Source organism: Cytophaga sp. FL35, assembly GCF_014349235.1.
Taxonomy (GTDB): Bacteria; Bacteroidota; Bacteroidia; order Flavobacteriales; family Flavobacteriaceae; genus Euzebyella.
Genome location: NZ_JACSOH010000011.1, coordinates 81001 through 102289, shown reverse-complemented (window position 1 = coordinate 102289; position 21289 = coordinate 81001). Strand labels below are relative to the sequence as shown.

The window sequence follows — 21289 nt, the reverse complement described above, 5'->3', positions numbered from 1 at the left end:
TCGTGTTAATAACTTTTTCAAATTTAGGATGAAACCAATCAAATGCAATGTTTTTAGTGGGTTTCATGTTTTTGATAATTAAAAATAGGTAATTCGTATTATAAAACAAATATAAAAGTTTTCTTTTTTGTAGGAAAAATATGTTTAATTCTATTGGTGCCGGTTTTTTTGTTAAAAATCAAACGTTTTCGGGCATTTTGGCTTTTTAACATTATTTTCACTGACATAAAACTAGGTAATGAAACAAAAGATAACTCTCAAGCATATTGCTCGTGAATTGGAAGTTTCCATTTCTACGGTCTCAAAGGCCCTAAAGAACAGTGATGAGATTAGCGAGGATACAAAGGAAAAGATTCAGGCTTTCGCCAAGCTTTATAATTATAAACCTAACAATATTGCGGTTAGCCTCAAAAACAAGCGTACTAAAAATATTGGGGTGGTCATTCCGGATATTGTGCACCACTTCTTTACAACCGTATTTCGTGGTATAGAAAAATATGCCAATGAACAGGGATATAACGTGATTATATGTGTTTCGGATGAAACCTTTGACAAGGAGGTCATCAATATGGAAATGTTGAACAATGGTAGTATTGATGGCTTTATTATGTCACTTTCTGCTGAAACGCAGCAAAAAGATGATATTACTCACCTTAAACAAGTAGTAGATCAAGGAACGCCTTTAGTACTTTTTGATCGTGTTACGGATAATCTAGATTGCGATAAAGTTATTTTAAACGATGAGGAAATTGCTTATGAGGCTACTATAAAGCTATTGAAGGAGGGGCGTAAAAGAATTGCGCTTGCTACAACTGAAAGTTATTTTAATGTAAGTGAAAAACGTGCAGAGGGTTATAAAAGGGCCCTTAATGAATATGGAATGGAAGTGGATAATGATTTAGTTTTAGTAATACCTTATGATGATATTCAGGAAAGCATGATAGACGCTTTTTTTGACAATACGGATATTGATGCCATACTAAGCGTAAATGAAATTTTTGCTATTCAATGCATGGGTGTGGCCAAAAAACGTGGAATGAAAATACCTGAAGATATTTCATTCATTGGTTTTACAGATGGTTTGCTTTCAAGATATTCCAATCCTACCCTTACCGTTGTAGCCCAACATGGTATTCAAATGGGTGAGATGGCAGCAAAATTACTTATTGATCGTGTGGAACGAGAAGATGATAGGCAAGAGGAAGAAAGTTATACGACCGAAATCGTTAAAGCAAGTATTATCAATAGAGAATCTACCTTAAATTAACTTTCAATTTTATTACTTGTTATAACTTACGGGCCTTAATGAAAAATTCTACATATGGGAATAAAGGCCTTTATCTTTGATTTGGACGGTGTTATAGTAGATACAGCCAAATATCACTACCTCGCTTGGAAAAAGTTGGCCAATGAACTTGGTTTTGAATTTACCTTGGAACAAAATGAACTGTTCAAGGGTGTGAGCCGAAAAAGATGTCTTGAGATTTTATTGGATATTGGCAACGTGACTGCCACGCAAGATCAGTTCGATACCTGGATGGTAGAGAAAAATGAGGACTATCTTGCCTATATCGATAAAATGGATAGTTCTGAAATTTTACCTGATGTGCCTCGTGTACTTAATTACCTAAAAGGTAAAGATATTCCCATGGCTTTAGGTTCTGCGAGTAAGAATGCAAGGGCAATTCTTGAAAAAGTAGGTCTCATCTCCTACTTTGATTATTTAGTAGATGGAACCAACGTTACCAAGGCCAAACCGGACCCGGAGGTCTTTCTTATTGGTGCCAACAAGTTGGGGGTGCCCCCTAATGCATGCGTGGTATTTGAAGATGCATTGGCAGGCATACAGGCAGCGAACAATGCCGGTATGACCAGTATTGGAATTGGGGATGAAAGTATTTTATCGGAAGCCCGTTACAACTATATAGATTTTACACAAATCAGCAACGATTTTCTTGATCGACTAATTACCTAGAAGCCATATTTTTTTTGTTTTTATTCCCAACTTTACGGTTAGGGCTACTTATATATTTCTAATTTTGAATTGCAAGTAATTAAGTTGTTATGAATCAAGAATATTTAAAAGCAACTCCTTGGTCCATTATTGAGGAAGGCTTTGATAAGGAGTTGGTTAAATCCTCGGAAAGCATTTTCAGTCTAGGAAATGGTGCCATGGGGCAGCGAGCCAATTTTGAGGAAACCTATACCGGAGAAACTTTTCAAGGTAGTTACATTGCTGGGGTTTATTATCCGGATAAGACCAGAGTAGGTTGGTGGAAGAATGGATATCCTGAATATTTTGCTAAGGTGCTCAACGCTCCAAATTGGATAGGCATCAATATTTGGGTCAATGGGGAAGCTCTAGATTTGAATACCTGTAAGGAAGTTAGCGGGTACACCCGTGAACTGAATATGAAAGAAGGTTGGTATAAGCGTGCGTTTGAAGCTGTTCTGCCCAACGACAGAAAAATTCAGGTGGAAGCAATCCGTTTTCTTAGTCTACATTTAGATGAGGTAGGGGTCATTCAATATACTATAACCGCCATTGATTCCGATTTGGAGATAAAATGCCAGCCGTACTTGGATAGTGGTATCACCAATGAAGATTCTAACTGGGATGATAAATTCTGGAATACGACCAATGTGGATGGCCATGGCAATCAAGGTTTCATTGAGGCCTATACCATGAAGACACAATTCAAGACTTGTACGTTCATGCAATCACAATTGTTGATGAATGGGAAAATTTTAGAATTGGAACCCAGATCAACTACGCAAGACTTGTGTGTAGGGCATGAATATTTCAAAAAGATTAACAAGGGAGATACACTGTCACTTCAAAAATTTGGGGGATACGTAGTTGAAAGAAACCATCAAGGAAAGAATTTGGTGGATATTTCCAAAGAGGTGTTGAAAAAGGCTTTGGATTTAGGGTTTGAAACTCTTTTGGATAAACAAAAAAAGTCATGGGCGGAGATTTGGGAAATGAGCGATATAACCATTGAGGGCGATGTAAAAGCCCAACAAGGTATCCGCTTTAATATTTTTCAGTTGAACCAGACCTATTTGGGGAGGGATTCCCGATTGAATATTGGCCCAAAAGGATTTACCGGTGAGAAATACGGAGGAAGTACCTATTGGGATACCGAAGCCTATTGCATTCCTTTCTATATGGCTACCAAAAATCAACAGGTGGCCAGAAATCTATTGAAATATCGATACAATCACCTACAGAAGGCTATTGAGAACGCCCAAAAACTGGGTTTTACCAATGGCGCGGCCCTATATCCAATGGTCACCATGAACGGTGAAGAATGTCACAATGAATGGGAAATTACCTTTGAGGAAATCCATCGAAATGGCGCTATAGCTTTCGCTATCTACAATTACTGCCGTTTTACGGGTGACTATTCCTATATTCCTGAAATGGGTCTTGAAGTGCTCATTGGCATTGCCCGTTTTTGGCACCAAAGAGCCAGTTTTTCTGAACAGAAACAGAAATATGTAATTCTTGGGGTAACCGGGCCCAATGAATATGAAAACAATGTAAATAATAACTGGTACACAAACTATTTGGCCCAATGGTGCATCAATTTTGCTGTGGAGCAATTGCAAAGGGTGCACGATGGTTTTGAAGACGATTATAGAAGAATTGTAGGGAAGACCAAGTTGACCGATGGTGAAGTTACACATTGGAAAAAAGTAGCGGATAAAATGTACTTTCCGTATTCCGAGGAAAAAAAGGTATTCCTACAGCAAGATGGATTTTTGGATAAAGAATTGATTACCGTAAAAGATTTGCCATCCGCACAAAGACCGATCAACCAAAAATGGAGTTGGGACCGTATTTTGCGCTCGCCCTATATTAAACAGGCAGATGTACTTCAGGGGTTTTACTTTTTTGAAGACCATTTTTCCGAAGAGGAGCTCAAGAGACACTTTGACTTCTATGAGCCCTTTACGGTTCATGAATCGTCCCTTTCTCCCTGCGTTCACAGCATTCAGGCGGCGAAACTTAACCAAATGGAGCAGGCCTATAAATTTTACCTGAGAACCTCTCGCTTGGATTTGGATGATTACAATAAAGAGGTGGAAGAAGGTTTACACATCACTTCTATGGCAGGTACGTGGATGAGTATCGTTGAGGGTTTTGGAGGCATGCGTGTTGCCAATGATCAGTTGTCGTTCACACCGCGTATTCCCGAAAAATGGGATTCTTACTCCTTTAAAATCAATTTTAGGGGAAGTGTGGTGAAAGTTTCGGTGAAACAGAAAGAAACGGAGTTTTCAATCTCCGGTAATGACGCCATTACTATACTATGTAACCAGAAAGAAGTGGAATTGAAGCCCGGAAGGGATATTTCGGTGCCACATTAAATGGGGACTTTGAGATAGATAATTATTGTAGGTAATGGCAAAGCAAAAGGAGGTAGTTTATCAGGTTTTTACAAGGCTATTTGGTAATACAAATACCAACAACAAGCCATGGGGTACTGTAGAGGAAAACGGTGTGGGCAAGTTTTCTGATTTTACCCCCAAAGCGCTTAAGGAAATTAAAGATTTGGGCTGTACTTATATGTGGTACACAGGAGTGCCCCATCACGCCCTGATCAATGATTATTCCGACTTCGGAATTTCAAATGATTCTCCCGAAGTAGTCAAAGGAAGGGCCGGTTCACCTTATGCCGTAAAGGATTATTATAATGTGAATCCGGATTTGGCCAAAAATCCTGAAAAACGACTCCAAGAGTTTGTAAGCCTAATTAAAAGAACCCACAAAGCTGGCTTAAAGGTTATTATCGATATTGTTCCCAACCATGTGGCACGCAATTATGAAGGGACCTCCACACCTAAGGGTTCTCGGCCATTTGGTGTTGACGATGATACTTCGGTGGAATATGCTCGGGACAATGATTTTTACTACCTTCCACAACATGAATTTCAAGTACCTAATTGGCGCGATGGTTATCAGCCTTTGGGTGGAGAAGATTTAGCTCCTTACCCTGATTTTGAGGAAAATCCCGCGAAATGGACAGGCAATGGTAGCCGTTCTGCCCAACCTGATTTTAATGATTGGTACGAAACGGTAAAAATCAACTATGGGGTCAAACCCGATGGGGCGTACGATTTTGACATACTTCCTGATGAGTATGCACATAAATCATTTGAGGAGCATTTTCATTTTTGGAAGGACAAATCCGTACCCAGTGCGTGGGTGAAGTTTAAGGATATTGCCTTGTATTGGTTAAAAAAGGGAGTGGACGGTTTCCGATATGATATGGCGGAAATGGTTCCAGTAGAATTTTGGAGCTATATGAACTCGCATATAAAAATGCAGAATCCCAATGCTTTTTTAATGGCCGAAGTGTACAATCCCCATGAATACCGAAATTTCATTTTTAAGGGAAAAATGGACTATCTGTACGATAAGGTGGAAATGTACGATTCCCTAAAACATATCATGCAAGGCCATGGGTGGACGGACCATATTCCCGTGGTCAAAAAAGGAACCCAAGATATTGAACATCATTTATTACATTTTCTTGAAAATCATGACGAGCAACGAATTGCTTCCCCAGATTTTGCCGGTGACGCGTTAAGGGGAAAACCGGCCATGGTGGTATCGGCGACCATGACTACCGCTCCGGTAATGATTTACTTTGGTCAAGAAGTAGGGGAGCCTGCCGCGGAACATCCCGGTTTTGGAAGCCCTACCAGAACCTCAATTTTTGACTACATAGGGGTGCCACATCATCAAAGATGGGTGAACGATAAAAAATTCGATGGTGGCCAATTGTCAGATGAAGAAGCTGCCCTTCGCGAATTTTACAAAAGGTTACTCAATTTTACCATCAACAGCAATGCTTTGACCGGGCATTACCAAGATATCCATTTTTATAATAGAGATCATACGGAGTACTACAATCACCATGTGCTATCTTTTGTACGTTGGTCAGACGATGAAAAACTGGTTGTAGTAAGCAATTTTCACGCGAATGATTGGTTTGGTTTTCACTTGCAGCTTCCGCCTGATATCATTGAAAAATGGAATTTGAAGGATGGGGAGTACCTTTTGGAGGATATGTTGTACGGTCATAAAGAAACTTTATTTGTAAACGAGGGGAGCGCCAAGGTGCGGGTAGATGTACATCCTTTGGAATCCTTTATTTTTAAACTACATACCAAATGAAAGGTAGATGCCCATTCATAATACTTTTTTTAACTCTAACATTCTCTTCTTGTATGAGTGTAAATAAACCAATTGTCATAGGCCATAGAGGTGCCATGGGTCACGAAACGGAGAATACGTTGGCTTCAATTCAGAAGGCTATTGAACTGAAGGTTGATATGATCGAGATTGACGTTTTTAAAATCAGAACAGGGGAGATTGTAGTATTTCATGATGATGAAGTGGACCGGTTGACCAACGGAAGCGGCTTTATCGAAGACTATTCCTTTGATCAATTGCGGGCATTAGTAGTAGAGGGCGGTCATAAAGTTCCCACCTTGCAGGAGGTTTTGGATGAAATGGCTGCCAAAGTTGATTTAAATATCGAATTAAAAGGAGCGGATACGGCTGAGGAGGTGAATAGAATTGTTAAGGAGAACATTCAAAACGGGCCATGGAAATTGAATAATTTTATTATTTCCAGTTTTAAATGGGACGAGTTAAAGGATATGCGCGCCTCTAATACCGAAATCCCCATTGCTATACTAACGGGTAAGGATCCAAAAGATGCTATAGAAATAGCAAAAGAATTGAATGCCGAAGCCGTAAATCCCCATTTTGAGCAGTTAAATGCAGAGAACAATGTGGCATTAAAGGAAGCTGGGTTAAAAATTTACCCTTGGACGGTTAACGATGAGCAGGATATCATTGGAATGAAAAGATTGGGGGTAGACGGTATCATTACCAACTATCCTGAACGAGTCAAGTAATGTTTGATGTTATTATTGTAGGAGGAGGGGCTGCCGGTTTTTTTACGGCCATACAACTGGCAAAGTCGAAACCATCTCTTAAAATAGCAATTCTCGAAAGGGGCAAAGAAGTACTCGGGAAAGTGAAAATTTCCGGCGGGGGTAGGTGTAATGTTACCCATGCAGAATTTGATCCTAATATGTTGGTTAAGAATTATCCCCGAGGGGAAAAAGAACTCCTTGGGCCCTATCACACCTTCGCTAGCGGAGATACCATGGCGTTTTTTGAAGAACACGGAGTTTCCTTAAAGATAGAAGATGACGGACGTATTTTTCCGGTATCGGATTCTTCACAAACCATAATCGATTGTTTTTTGAATCTTACCCAAAAATTAGGTGTAAAGGTACTAAGACATAGTGCTGTAACCCATTTTGAAAATACGGCCAAGGGGTGGCAGATCAAAACAATCAAGCACTCCTATGAGTGTAGTAAATTGGTGCTAGCAACAGGTAGCAACCCTAAAATTTGGAATTTATTAAAGCAACTGGGCCATACTATTGAGACCGCCGTGCCATCCTTATTCACCTTTATTTGTAAGGATACACGAATAGCGGGAATTCCAGGGGTCGCTACCAATGCCATTGTTGAGATATTTGAGAACAATTTGCTTGAGAATAAGATTACCGTAAAACTTAAAAGTAAAAAGACAAGAACGCCCATTTTGTATGCTGATGGACCTGTTCTCATTACGCATTGGGGGCTAAGCGGGCCGGCCATCTTAAAATTGTCCGCATGGGGTGCTCGCATATTACACGACTATAAGTACAACTTTAAAATTATTGTCAATTGGATGCCTGATTACAATTATGAGGGGCTTTTGGGCTATTTGCGGGAAGTGAAGGAAGTGGAAGGAAGAAAAACTGTGTTGCGAACCAAAGCACTTGAGGTTCCTAGAAGGTTATGGACCAATTTGGTAAAGGCTTCCGGAATAGATAAGGCCGATAAGTGGGCGGATATCAACAAACAACAATTGGAAAATTTGGCAGCACAATTAACAGAGTGTGAACTCAAGATTGAAGGTAAATCAACTTTTAAGGAAGAATTCGTTACCGCTGGGGGTGTAGATTTAAAGGAAGTCGACTTTAGAACTTATAAAAGCAAGCTTTTGCCTGATCTATATTTTGCAGGAGAGATCTTAAATGTGGATGCTATAACAGGCGGATTCAATTTTCAGAATGCTTGGACCGGCGGTTATATGGTAGCCAAAGCAATTACTAAAACTTAATAAATGGCAGTGTATATTGCATTTTTACGGGGCATCAACGTAAGCGGAACCAAAAAGGTTCCCATGGCACAATTGCGTTCGTTGTTAGAGGAAAATGGCTTGGAGAAGGTTGCTACCTACATACAAAGTGGAAACGTGGTATTCTCTTCAATTGAAGAGAACAAAAGGATTTTGGAAAATAAAATACAGGATTCAATAGAGAAAGAGTTTGGTTTTAAGGTACCTGTTTTGGTAATGTCAAAGACCGAATTGGATACCATTCTAGCAAGTATTCCATTTGAAATAAAACTCGAGAAGGGTGACGGTAAAGTTTACTATGTTCTGTTAAAAAATACGCCGGACTCCGTATTGGTAAAGCATTTTGAAGAAGAGGTTTATGAAAATGAAGAGTTTTACGTAACCGATAATTGTGTTTATTTACTATGTAATACCGGATATGGAAAAGCCAAGCTCAACAACAACCTCATAGAACGAAAACTAAATGTGGAGGCTACGACCCGAAACCAAAGAACCATGGAAAAGTTGAGCCAGATGGTAGCCATTCTTAATTAAGCTCCCAAATTCTATAGGTGAGAACGGTAGCGAAACAAACCCAAATAAAGTAGGGTACAAGCAACCAGGCCGCGATTTTGCTCACTACCTTGAACCATCTAATAGTAAAGATTAAGAGTATCAATAGGGTTACAATGACTATCAAGGCCCAAAAAAGCTCTTTCAGCCCAAAAAACACAATGCTCCATGAAGCGTTCAACAAAAGTTGAAATACAAAATGGTAAAGAGCTGTTTTCACCCATAAATGGTAAAAACCTTTGGTCCATACAATACCGGCGGCAATTCCCATCATAATGTAAAGTACGGTCCATACAGGAGCAAAAATCCAACCGGGAGGCGTAAAACTAGGTTTGTTTAGGGTAAGGTACCAGTCATTAACTGAAGTTTGGGTTACGAAACTTCCTAATAGGCCTATAACCAGACAAATGCCCACGGCATAGCTTATATGAAGTATTTTGCTTTTCAAGTGGGTGGTTTTCAAGCCTAAGTTAACAAATTATTTCTATGGGCTTAGATAAGCGGGTTAAAAAGTATATTTGCACAAAATTGTATCTATGACCGAGTCCCGTTTTATACCCAATTCGTATGACGATTTGCCAACATCGGGCAAATCATCGTGGAGGTCTCCCAGTAACATTGCATTAGTTAAATATTGGGGCAAAAGGGAAAACCAAATTCCGGCAAATCCGTCCATCAGTTTTACATTGAATTCTTGCTTTACAACAACTTTGGTCAGTTATGAGAAACTAAAGGAAAAGCAGCATCAGTTTTCTTTTGATTTCTTGTTTGAGGGTAGCCCAAAAGAAGAATTTAAACCCAAAATCCAGACTTTTTTATCTAGGATAGAAGTTTATCTTCCTTTTTTAAAGGAATATCATTTGGTCATTGAGAGTTCCAACTCTTTTCCCCATAGTAGCGGAATTGCCTCTTCGGCAAGCGGAATGTCTGCTTTGGCTTTGTGTCTAATGGATATAGAAAAAGAACTGAACCCTACCGTTACTCCTAACTTTTTTAATCAAAAAGCTTCCTTTTTGGCGCGCTTAGGTTCTGGAAGTGCATGTAGAAGTATTCAGGGGCCCTTGGTTCAATGGGGAAGTTATAAGGGGATTGAAAACAGTAGTGATTTCTATGGAGTTACCTACCCTTTTAAAACACATGCTGTATTCCAGGATTTTTGCGATACGGTACTTTTGGTGGATAAAGGAGAAAAAACGGTAAGTAGTACCGTAGGTCATGGACTCATGCACCATCACCCTTTTGCGGAACAACGTTTTCAACAGGCACATACCAATTTAGATACGTTAAAAGCCATTTTCAGATCAGGTGATTTGGATGGTTTTATTCAAGTGGTAGAAAGTGAGGCGCTCACGTTGCATGCCATGATGATGACCAGTACACCTTATTTTATTTTGATGAAGCCCAACACCTTACAAATCATTAATAAAATATGGGCTTTTAGGCGTGAAACAAAGAGCCATGTTTGCTTTACTCTTGATGCCGGGTCCAACGTTCACGTATTATATCCGGCAGCGGAAAAAACAGTGGTACTCAAGTTTATAAAAGAGGAGCTGGCCTCACATTGCCAGAACGGACAATTTATTGAGGATCAAGTAGGAACTGGAGCCATTAAGTTGGTCTAAAATCCTTTCGGCCATTATTTACGTATACTCAAATACTAAAACCAGTTAATTTGGGTTGTGAAAAGCGGTAATGCGCTCGAACGAAGTTTTTGATAGCGTATTTAAGTTGTTTAGCACCAATTGAATAGAACGCAATAGTTTATTTCTTATTTTTGTAGTATCCTTATCGACCATACAATGAAGGGACCATTATTTTATTCTAAGATTCTTCTTTTTGGAGAGTACGGTATCATCAAAGATTCCAAAGGGTTGTCCATACCCTACAATTTCTTTAAAGGCGCTTTAAAATCAGATGATAATTTGTCTGATAACGCCAAACGTTCCAATAGGAGCTTAAGGGAATTTACCGGTTACCTGGAAATGATACACAAAAACGATCCAAAATTAGTTTCCTTTGATTTTGAATCGCTAAAGGCAGATGTTGCCAACGGAATGTATTTTGATAGTTCTATTCCACAGGGCTATGGCGTAGGGAGCAGCGGAGCGCTTGTTGCCGCCATTTATGATAAATATGCCTTGGATAAGATTACCGTACTTGAAAATCTTACCCGTGAAAAGTTACTGAAGTTAAAACAGATTTTTGGTAAGATGGAATCCTTTTTTCACGGAAAATCCTCAGGGCTCGATCCATTGAACAGTTATTTAAGTTTGCCCATCCTCATCAATTCCCAAGATAATATAGAATCCACCAGTATTCCCGCACAGAATTTGGAAGGTAAGGGAGCTGTATTTTTATTGGATAGCGGTTCTACAGGCGAAACAGCACCTATGGTCCAGATTTTTATGGAAAAAATGAAACAGGAAGGTTTTAGAAGTATGTTGAAGAACCAGTTCATAAAACATACCGATGCCTGCGTGGAAGACTTTGTAAAAGGCGATGTAAAATCGCTCTTTGGAAACCTAAAGCAACTCTCTCACGTAGTACTTGATAACTTTAAACCTATGATACCTGCCAAGTTTCATGAGCTCTGGCAAAAAGGAATAGAAACCAATGAATATTACCTCAAGCTTTGTGGTTCTGGAGGCGGAGGCTACATTTTAGGTTTTACCCAAGATATTGACAAGGCCAAAAAGTCCTTGCAGGGATACAATTTGGAGGTAGTCTATAACTTCTAAGTCTCTACTTCTCGAGCCTATTAGAAACCAATCAAAAAACACATAGATGTTCAATCGAAAAAACAGGCTCCTGCTTTTAAAGTTGTTGAGTTTGTTTTCGGTCGTAAGGGGTTACAATGTTTTTGTAATAGCCTTGGCGCAATACTTGGCATCCATTTACATTCTTGCACCTGAGCTTCCGCTTAGGGAGGTGCTTTTTGATTTTAATTTATTCGTCATTGTTCTGTCATCTACCTTGGTAATTGCTGCCGGTTATATTATCAATAACTTTTATGATGCTGAAAAGGATTTGATCAATAAGCCTAGAAAAAGTATGTTGGATAGATTGGTGAGTCAACAGTTTAAGTTGATTACTTATTTTGTACTAAACTTTTTGGCAACCTTTGCCGCAAGCTACGTCTCATTTAAAGCCGTTCTATTCTTCTCGGCATATATTTTTGGAATTTGGTTCTATTCCCACAAGCTTAAAAAAATACCCTTCATAGGTAACTTTGTTTCTGCCACGCTGGCAATCACCCCGTTTTTTGCAGTGTTCGTTTATTATAAAAACTTTGATACTGTCATCTTTGTACATGCCTTGTTCCTCTTCACCCTAATTTTAAGTAGGGAAATGATAAAGGACTTGGAGAATATTGCAGGCGATATGGCACAGAATTACAAAACGGTACCTATACTCTATGGTCAAAAATTTTCTAAAACCTGTATAAGTCTATTATTGTTGTTGGCTTTACTACCGACTTTTTTACTTACCGAATATTTTGATGTGGGCCATATGCATTTCTACTTTTTGGGCTGTATAGTCATGCTGGTAGTCGTGACGGTCATGATGTGGAAGGCCCGTACGAAGCTACATTACGTTGGGCTACATAATATGATCAAACTTATCATAGTTGCCGGGGTGTTCAGTATTTTATTGATCGATATTGATTTAGTACTCAACCGAATACTCTAAATATAACTTGCTCAATTGATTCACAGGAATTTATTAGGGTTAAAAGATTAAACTTACCTTTGCAGAAAATAAGAAGGCTATGAGCAGATCGGAATCTAATGATGGGAGAAGGGCATCCGGGAGACAGGGTGGAAAATTTAGAAAGAAAAGTTTTTCTAGGGGTAATGCGCCTATAAAAAAACAAAATGGAGGTACCCCTGCACCCAATTCCAATTTGGTAAGGCTCAATAAGTATGTTGCCAATTCCGGTGTATGCTCCAGAAGGGAAGCAGATGTGTTAATTGCGGCGGGGAATGTTACTGTAAATGGCAAACCTGTTACCGAAATGGGTTATAAGGTTAAATTGGAAGATGAGGTTCGTTTTGACGGGAAATTACTTAATCCTGTTAAGAAGGAATATGTGCTTTTGAACAAGCCTAAAGGATTTACCGCTACAGGGAGGTCTAATATTAGTCAACGTAGTGCCCAGAGTTTGGTTGCCAAGGCTTCTAAATCTGAATTAAAACCGGTAGGTAAGATAGGAAAGGAAGCAACAGGTCTGGTTCTCTTTACCAATGATGGTGAAATGAGCAAGCGACTAAACAGCCCCAAAAATGGACTTAGGAAGATATTTCACATAGAATTGGAGAAACCGCTTCGCAGTGCCGATCTAAAGCGGATTCAAGAAGGTCTGGCCGTAGATGGAAAAGTGGTTAAGGTACAAGAAGTTAGCTTTGTGGACAATGCACCCAAGAGTCAAGTGGGCATGGAAATTTATAGCAGCCGCAACAATATAGTTCAGCGAATTTTTGACACCCTGGGATATGAGGTAGTGAAAATGGACCGTGTGGTGTATGCCGGTCTTACCAAGAAAGATTTGCCCCGTGGCCACTGGCGATACCTCACGGAGCAGGAAATTGCCAACTTAAGAATGATTAATTAGGCGGCCTCATCAATCTATTTGGTACCCATCACCAAAGAGGTAACTTAGGGCTAGCCCATGGGTATTGCCAAAGGGGGATTCTTTTAGGGCAATATTGTAGTTGTAAATAAAACGAAGGTTTTTTAAAAAATAAACTCCGGCCAGGAGGTTAATGGAAGAACTGGTTCTGTAGCCAGCTCCTACCTCTATTTTATTTTTAAAACTTGCCGCGATGTTCAGGTCAGCTTGTAAAGGGGCTCCATCTTCATACTTTAGAAGGACGTTGGGCTTGATCATAATTTCTTCAAAAATGCTAGTAAAGAAACGGTAGCCAAAATAACCGTAAACGGGATTGGATAGGTTGAGGTCATCTCTTGAAGCCAATTTGTCTCCAAGTACGTTTGGTGCAGAAATGCCTGCGAAGAACTGCGCATGGTTGAAAAGAAAACTAACACCTACAGTGGGAATACTGGCATTGATGTTTTCTGAGAAATTGGGGTCGCCCGTAATTCCTAGTGACAAAAGATCTTCTTTGTATTGCTGTAATCCAGCAGTAATTCCAAAGGATAGAACGCCAGGTTGATAGAGTTGCCAATAAGGTCTTTTGGATTCAAAATCAAAAAAAATCTTATAGGAGTAAGCCGCAAAAAAAGTACTGTTTTTGCTAACGCCTACCTCATCTTGCAGAAAGCCCGCTCCCAGACCAACCTTCCCGTCCCTTAGAGGGGAATTTATTGTTAATGAAAGGGTTCTTGGACTTCCTGTTACTTCACTAATAAAACCGGAATGGGTAGCACTAAGCTCGGTGCTTGAAAGCATTCCCGCGTATGCGGAATTAATCAAAAATGGGTTGTAGTTGTATTCGGAGAAAACAGCGGTTTGTTGGGCTCTTAGGTTTCCTACTACACAAACAACAAAAGTCAAAATTAAATAGGTTAGTTTTTTGGTCATGGGTATTTATCTTTTAATAACTACAAATCCTTGGGTAGCTTTTAAATTGTGGTTTTCCGGTAAAGTGATGTTAAAGAAATAGGTGCCTGCGGGTAGTTCACCGGCCCCAATTTTCGTTTTCTGGTTGGCCTCTCCTTTAAAAACATTGACGTTATTGTCATAACCTGAAATAAAAAATACCAAATCTCCCCATCTGTTAAAAATGCTCACCGTATTTTCCGGGTAGTTTTCAATTCCGTTTATGGCCCAAACATCATTTATAAAATCCCCGTTTGGAGAAAACCCATAAAAAGTCTCCAGCTTATCCTCTTCTGGCTCTTCTTGAGTGGTAAAGCTACTTTCGGTGCACCCAATGGCACTGCCTTGAGCGTTATATGCTACAATAGAAACGAAAATATCCTGGTCATAAGGCAAGGGTTGAGCCGGGGTATAAGAGGTTAGAATACCAACATCTTCACTATCTAAAATATCATGACTTCCAGCACTAGAGCCCAAACTAAGGTAGTAGCCATCAGCGTTTGATATGGTATTCCAAACAAACTCAGTATCAACAGATACATTAACTTGGTCGTTTTCAGGAACGATAATTGAAGTGCAATTGGGGACAGTTTCACGAATTTCTGTCGTGAAGGATTCCTGAACACACCCTATAGCACTGCCCCTGCCATTAAAAGGAACGATGGAAACGAATATCTCTGTGCCTTCAGGTAGATCATTGGTAAATGCAAAGTTGTTAGTGTTAACAGATTCATTGTTCAATATATCTGCATTACCGGCAGAAGTACCCACATTAACATAATATCCATCAGCATTATTTACTGCAGACCATGTTAAATCGGTCAAAATTGAAACGCTGCTTTCCCCATTTGCGGGACTGGTTAACGTTGTACAGGAAGGTGCGGCTGCCATGACCTCGGTAGTAAACGATTCCTCTGTACAACCCGTTGCGCTACCCACTCCATTGTATGGTACGACGGTCACGAATATTTCGGTGTTCTCCGGTAAATCAACAGGAAGGTCAAAAGTGGTTCCTGTTACATCTTCGGTATTCAAAATATCATTGCCTCCTGTTGTTGTACCCATGGTAAGGTAATAACCATCTGCATTAGAGATTTCATTCCATCTTAGGACGGTTGAAATGGAAACCTCCGTTGCTCCGTTTACCGGATTGCTTAATTGGGTACATACAGGCAAGGTAGGTAATGTTTCCGTTGTAAAGGATTCTTCGGTACATCCGGTAGCGTCTCCTAAAGCATTGTACGGAACAATAGTTACGAATATCTGTGTGTTTTCCGGTAAATCGGCAGGTAAATCAAATGTAGTTCCTGTAACATCTTCGGCATCCAAGATATCGCTAGCACCAGCTGTAGTACCTACGGTCAAGTAATAGCCATCTGCATTTACAGCTGCGTTCCAACTTAAGTCGGTAGTGATTGAAACATCGGTAGCACCGTTCAAAGGCATGCTCAAATTGGTACAACTAGGTACGGTTGGTAAGGTCTCGGTAGTAAACGATTCTTCGGTACATCCAGTAGCACTTCCAAAAGAATTGTAAGGAACTAGCGTCACGAAAATTTGAGTGTTTTCTGGTAAATCGGAAGGCAAGTCAAAAGTAGTCCCCGTAACATCTTCGTTATTCAAGATATCATTACCACCAGCGGTGGTTCCCACGGTTAAATAGTACCCATCAGCATTGGCTGATGCATTCCAACTAATATTGGTTCCTATAGCTACGTCTGTTGCAGCGTTCAATGGGTCGCTCAATGATGTACAGTTTGGCGGGTCTGATAAAGTTCCGGCTCCTGTTGTAAATGATTCTTCGGTACAACCAGTTGCATCTCCTACTGCATTGTAAGGAATAATACGAACGTAATGCATTCTATTTGCTTGTAGGTCTGAACTAAAGGAATAGGTGGTGGTATTGCCAACATCTATATTATTTTCTACTTCTATCCCTCCGGCTGTGGTGCCTACACTAACTAAATATCCAGTTGCATCTGCAACGGCATTCCAGCTTAAATCTGTATCAATAGGTACATTTACAGCTCCGTTGGTTGGACTGGAAATTGTAGTACATGATGGAGGAACTGGAATAAATTCCGTTCTAAAAGATTCTTCAATACACCCTGTGGCAAGGCCTTCTTCATTGTAAGGTAGAATAGTTACATAAATTAAAGTGTCTTCTGGTAAATCCGCAGAAAAATCATATTCCGTTACATTACCTACATCTTCATTGTTAACTAAATCCGTGCCTCCAGAGGTTGTTCCTACATTGATTCTGTATCCATCTGCATTGCCTACAACAGTCCAGTTTAAATCTGTGTCAAAAGGAACATCGGTAGCGTTATTCAGCGGTAAGGTTAGGTTGGTGCAATCTGGAACGGTTGGTGGGTCATTCGTAACGGTAAAACTTTCTTCCGTACAAGGCCCAACCGCATCACCATTTTCGTTGGATGGAATAATGGTAACATAAACGGTAACACCAGGGTTAAAATCCGCAGCGAATTCAAATGAGGTGTTATTCACCACCACTTCGTTATTTAAGATATCTGTTCCTCCTGATGAGGTGCCAACAAATAATTTGTATTCTCTTGCAAATTGAACCGCTTCCCAGGTAATATTAGTATTAACGGGAACATCCGTGTCGCCATTCAAAGGTGCAACCAGTTGGGTACAATCGGGGATGGGGCAATCAAGTACATCGCCAGTAAAAGTCCATCCAAAATTGTCTATCATAAATTGGCGTTCTTCAACCGCATCACAATACGGTAGGGTATTGGCTCCTAGGTTAATACCAGGTGTTAAGGTCTGTTCTGACCATTCGATTAAGGTGTTGTCATAATTTTCTCTTGAAAGAGCTGTATCATCCAGCATGCCTTGCATGTTGGTTACATTACTTACATCCCAATCCCCTAAAAATTGATTAAACGAAGTCGCATCATGGAACATATCTCTCGTAGAAACGGTACCAATCAACCATTGATCAAAAGATTGGTCTAGAGCACTAGCACCAAAGAACATTCTCTCCATATTTGTTACCCCGTTTACGCGCCAATTGTTCAAACTTTGATTGTAACTACTAGCACCATTGAACATATCTTGCATTGTAGTTACAGCTCTAACATTCCAATCGTTTATGGAGCTATTGAAGGAAGTAGCTTCTTGGAACATGCCACGCATAGTAGTTACAGATGCCACGTTCCATGCGTTTAAGGATTGGTTGATAGCACTTGCCTCTCTAAACATTTCTTGCATGGTGGTTACAAAGGAAGTATTCCAAGTAGAAATATCTTGGTCAAAAACAATTGCTCCATAGAACATTCCGGCCATATTTTGAGCCTCCCCGGTATCCCAAGTATTAAGGGGTTGGTTAAAAGCCTCTGCTTCTTTGAACATGGAATTGAAATTGGTGACCACCCCTACGTTCCAATTGTTCAAGGGTTGGTTAAAAGCTAAAGCTGCATCGAACATGGATGGCATTAGGGTTACCGAACTTACATTCCACGTGTTGATTGGTTGATTAAATACTTCGGCATGCTCAAACATAGCGCTCATATTAGCAACCGCACTCACATCCCAATTATCTAAGGGTTGGTTAAATACTTGGGCGCCCCTAAACATACCGCTCATGTTTACAACAGAGTTCACATCCCAATTGTTCATGGGTTGGTTGTAAGAGATGGCATAGTTAAACATGTTGCTCATGTTGGTTACGTTAGTTACGTTCCAGCTATCAATATTTTGATTAAAAGCCTCTGCTCTAGAAAACATGGAGTTCATGGTGGTGACAGCACCAACATTCCAATTATTCAGTGGTTGGTCAAATGCTGTTGCGTCGTAGAACATCTGGCTCATATCTGTAACAGATGATACATCCCAACTATTGATGTTCTGGTTAAACAATTCTGCATCATAGAACATGGCAGACATGTCTATGACGTTCCCTGTATTCCAGTTATTTAGAGGTTGATTAAATACTTCTGCTCTTTGGAACATTTCTGACATATCTGTTACCTGACTTACATTCCAACTGTTAATAGGTTGGTCAAAAGCCTGTGAGCTTTGAAACATACGTCCCATATTCGTAACACTACCAGTATCCCAACTACTTAAATCTTGGTTAAAATCCTGTGTTTGGGCGAACATAAAATTCATGTTGGTAACTTGGCTAACATCCCAATTGTCCAAAGGTTGGTTAAATAATTGAGCAGCCCCAAACATTCCATACATATTGGTAACATTGCTGGTATCCCAACTGTTTAATGGCTGATTAAAAATTCGTGCAGAAATAAACATGCTCTGCATGTTGGTAATATTGCTTACATCCCAATTGTCTATTGCACCATCAAATAAGTAACAACCGGAAAACATGTTGGAGGCTATCTCTACTTGCGAAAGGTTGGGCACATCTGTAGCGTTGTATTCCATATTTTCGCAACCATAAAATGCATAATTCATAGATTGCCAAACTTGGGTGCCCCATTGATCAATAGAAATAAGTTTAATATGATCAGAATTACTTACATAATGATAAGGAGCCGGAAAATCCCCAATAATAGCTACTGTATAAACACCTGGTGTTAAGTATGTATGTGTAATTTCACCGGTAACATTATTATTATACTGTCCGTCTCCCCAATCAATAGAATAATTATAGGTTAAATAACCTGGATAACCTGTATTTGCTTTAATTTTTAACTGATTGGCAGGTGTTGAGCCAGATTCTGTGATGCTAGTATCATAGGTTAATTTGAAGGCATCAGGACTATTAACCCAACTTTCAACTACTGTAAACGAAAGTTCTTGGCAGCCGGTTGCAGGTCCTTCATTATTATAAGGAACCACAGTTACGTAAACCGTATCACCGGCTTGAAATTCATTGGAAAAACTAAGACCAACCACATTACCTACATCATAGTTGTTTAATGTGTTCCCGTTTAGAGAAGCGTAGTTTCTATTACCGCCACGTTCAATTTCTAAGGTAATACGATAACCATCGGCATTTGGAGCAGGATTCCATCTAATATCACTGTTGGCAGGTGTCATAGTGTCTCCTGCGGCCGGCATGGTAATTTCCGTACAGAGTACATAAGAACAGTTTACATTGTCTCCAGTAATGGTCCAACCGTTGGTGTCTATTAATCCTTGCCTTTGATTTAATGCATCGCAATATTGTAGTCCATTTGCTCCTAGGCTAACTCCATTCTGAACGGCTTGGCCTGCCCAACCAATTAAGGTATTATCATAATTTTCTTGTGATAGGCCACTATTAGAAAGCATGTTACTCATTTGAGTGGCGTTAGCAATATTCCAATTGGCTAGATTTTGATCAAATGAACTCGCATTCAAATACATTGCGGTAAACTGTGTTACATTGGAGACGTTCCACGTGCTAATGTCTTGATTAAAATCTGTTGCTAAGCGGAACATATCCCTAAAGCTTGTAATACCAGATACATCCCAATTATCTAAAGGTTGGTTAAAAGCCGTTGCATCAAAGAACATACCTTCAATTGCTGTAACACTACCAATATTCCATGAGTTCAAGGGTTGGTTAAAAGCTGTTGCTTCATTAAACATTTGACTCATATTTGTAACATTGCTAACGTCCCAGTTGTCTATATTTTGATTAAAAGCAGGGTTTTCTTCGAACATACCTCGCATGTTGGTTACGCCACTAACGTTCCACATACTTATGTCTTGATTAAATGCAGAATTATCCCTAAACATGTATTCCATGTCCGTTACGTTACTCACATCCCAATTATCTAAGGGTTGGTTGAAGACTGCTCCCCATATCCACCCATCAAACATCTCGGACATGTCCGTAACGTTGCTTACGTTCCAATTGTTTATGGGTTGGTCAAATGTTCGGTTTCTATGAAACATTTGAGACATATTGGTTACAGTACTCACATCCCATAGGCTTAAAGGTTGGTTGAATTGTGATTCCCTAAAAGTAGCTTCCATAGTAACCACATTACTTACGTTCCAGTTGTTTATTGGTCTATTGAATGCAGAGCCTTGAAACGTACCCGTAAGGTCGGTAATATTGCTTACGTCCCAATTGTCTAAAGGCTGATTAAAATTGCCTGTATATCTAAACGTTCCAATTAAATTGGTGAGATTTGAGATGTTCCAATTGTTGATATTTTGGTTAAAGGAAGTTGCTTCCGATAAGAAAAACTCCATATCAGTGACAGCTGCAACATTCCAATTATCCAGAGGTTCATTAAAAGCCCTTGCTCTGTGAAAGGTGTAAGACATATCGGTAATGTTAGCCGTGTTCCACAGATCCAATGGCCTATTAAAAATGGCACATTCCTGAAACATTCCTGATATATTGGTTATAGTGCTAACATCCCAATTGTTAACAATACCATTGAAGGCTTCGCAGCCATTAAACATATTTTGTAGTGTGGTAACCTGAGAGAGGTCAGGTGAATCAATGGCATCAAAATTTAAGTTTTCGCAGCCAAAAAAGGCATTTTCCATAGTTTGCCATTGTAGGGTACCCCATGCCAATATTTCTATGATTTTTAGTTTATCGCTTGCGTTTTCATCGTTAAAATAGATAGATGGAAAAGTTCCGCTAATTTCTATAGCATACGTGCCAGCAGTTGCATAGGTGTGGGTTATGTTTCCGGTAACACCCGTATCTATGTTGCCGTCTCCCCAATCAACATCATAATTATAAGTAGTGTAGGCTGGGTTGGTGGGTATGGTGACTTCGTTGTTGGCAGAAGAACCCGATTCTGTATTGTTGGTATTCCATATAGATCTAAAAGATTGGGATTGACCAACAAAGGAAATCAAAAGCGTAAGTAGTAGTATACTAAATGTAAAACTTGAAGTCAATGAGCTTTTTCTTGATAAAGGATTAATCTGCTCTTGTGAAAAAGGACGAGCTTTAGTGGGATGCGACATTTTTTCCATTTTTTTGGAAAGATTAGGTTAAAAGAAGAGGTGGTTA

General features: G+C 39.7%; 14 protein-coding genes. 11 read left to right on the top strand and 3 right to left on the bottom strand.

Annotation, left to right across the window (positions count from 1 at the left end; genetic code table 11):
* Positions 1–238: 238 nt before the first annotated feature.
* The 7 genes from BIZ36_RS11000 (at position 239) to BIZ36_RS10970 (ending at position 8756) form a co-directional block, all read left to right on the top strand.
* Positions 239–1267 carry a LacI family DNA-binding transcriptional regulator gene (locus tag BIZ36_RS11000; RefSeq protein ID WP_187457956.1) on the top strand — a complete coding sequence of 343 codons (1029 nt, stop codon included), beginning with the start codon at positions 239–241 and terminating at the stop codon, positions 1265–1267.
* A gap of 54 nt (positions 1268–1321) precedes the next feature.
* Positions 1322–1975: a beta-phosphoglucomutase gene (gene pgmB / locus BIZ36_RS10995; protein WP_187457955.1), complete on the top strand. Its 654-nt coding sequence runs from the start codon at positions 1322–1324 to the stop codon at positions 1973–1975.
* An 89-nt stretch (positions 1976–2064) separates the two neighbouring features.
* Positions 2065–4377, top strand: coding sequence for a maltose phosphorylase MdxK (gene mdxK, locus BIZ36_RS10990; RefSeq protein ID WP_187457954.1), 2313 nt, complete (start codon positions 2065–2067; stop codon positions 4375–4377).
* Positions 4378–4411: 34 nt separating this feature from the next.
* Positions 4412–6190 (top strand): alpha-amylase family glycosyl hydrolase, encoded by a 1779-nt coding sequence (locus BIZ36_RS10985; RefSeq protein WP_187457953.1) that lies wholly within the window; start codon positions 4412–4414, stop codon positions 6188–6190.
* A gap of 53 nt (positions 6191–6243) precedes the next feature.
* On the top strand, positions 6244–6939 hold the full coding sequence (locus BIZ36_RS10980; protein ID WP_222937355.1) for a glycerophosphodiester phosphodiesterase: 696 nt from the start codon (positions 6244–6246) through the stop codon (positions 6937–6939).
* Complete coding sequence (locus BIZ36_RS10975; protein WP_187457951.1) at positions 6939–8204, top strand: BaiN/RdsA family NAD(P)/FAD-dependent oxidoreductase; 1266 nt, start codon at positions 6939–6941, stop codon at positions 8202–8204. Before BIZ36_RS10980 ends, BIZ36_RS10975 begins: the two co-directional genes overlap by 1 nt.
* Positions 8205–8207: 3 nt before the next feature.
* Positions 8208–8756, top strand: coding sequence for a DUF1697 domain-containing protein (locus tag BIZ36_RS10970; protein WP_187457950.1), 549 nt, complete (start codon positions 8208–8210; stop codon positions 8754–8756).
* Here BIZ36_RS10970 and BIZ36_RS10965 read toward each other — a convergent pair.
* Complete coding sequence (locus BIZ36_RS10965) at positions 8749–9222, bottom strand: TspO/MBR family protein (protein ID WP_187457949.1); 474 nt, start codon at positions 9220–9222, stop codon at positions 8749–8751. The two genes, BIZ36_RS10970 and BIZ36_RS10965, sit on opposite strands and share 8 nt — an antisense overlap.
* 88 nt (positions 9223–9310) lie before the next feature.
* On the opposite strand from BIZ36_RS10965, the gene BIZ36_RS10960 reads away from it, so the two are divergent.
* From BIZ36_RS10960 to BIZ36_RS10945, 4 genes are all read left to right on the top strand, one after another.
* Positions 9311–10396 carry a diphosphomevalonate decarboxylase gene (locus BIZ36_RS10960; RefSeq protein WP_187457948.1) on the top strand — a complete coding sequence of 362 codons (1086 nt, stop codon included), beginning with the start codon at positions 9311–9313 and terminating at the stop codon, positions 10394–10396.
* A gap of 177 nt (positions 10397–10573) precedes the next feature.
* On the top strand, positions 10574–11512 hold the full coding sequence (locus BIZ36_RS10955) for a mevalonate kinase family protein (RefSeq protein WP_187457947.1): 939 nt from the start codon (positions 10574–10576) through the stop codon (positions 11510–11512).
* Between the two features lie 46 nt (positions 11513–11558).
* Positions 11559–12464, top strand: a complete 906-nt coding sequence (locus BIZ36_RS10950; RefSeq protein ID WP_187457946.1) for a geranylgeranylglycerol-phosphate geranylgeranyltransferase — start codon at positions 11559–11561, stop codon at positions 12462–12464.
* A gap of 79 nt (positions 12465–12543) precedes the next feature.
* The gene (locus BIZ36_RS10945) at positions 12544–13386 is read left to right on the top strand and encodes a pseudouridine synthase (RefSeq protein ID WP_187457945.1); all 843 of its coding nucleotides are present in this window, start codon (positions 12544–12546) and stop codon (positions 13384–13386) included.
* A gap of 9 nt (positions 13387–13395) precedes the next feature.
* Here BIZ36_RS10945 and BIZ36_RS10940 read toward each other — a convergent pair whose 3' ends face one another.
* Entirely contained in the window at positions 13396–14316 is a 921-nt protein-coding gene (locus tag BIZ36_RS10940; RefSeq protein ID WP_187457944.1) for a PorP/SprF family type IX secretion system membrane protein, read from the bottom strand.
* Positions 14317–14322: 6 nt separating this feature from the next.
* Positions 14323–21243, bottom strand: coding sequence for a BspA family leucine-rich repeat surface protein (locus BIZ36_RS10935; RefSeq protein WP_187457943.1), 6921 nt, complete (start codon positions 21241–21243; stop codon positions 14323–14325).
* Between the last annotated feature and the right edge of the window lie 46 nt (positions 21244–21289).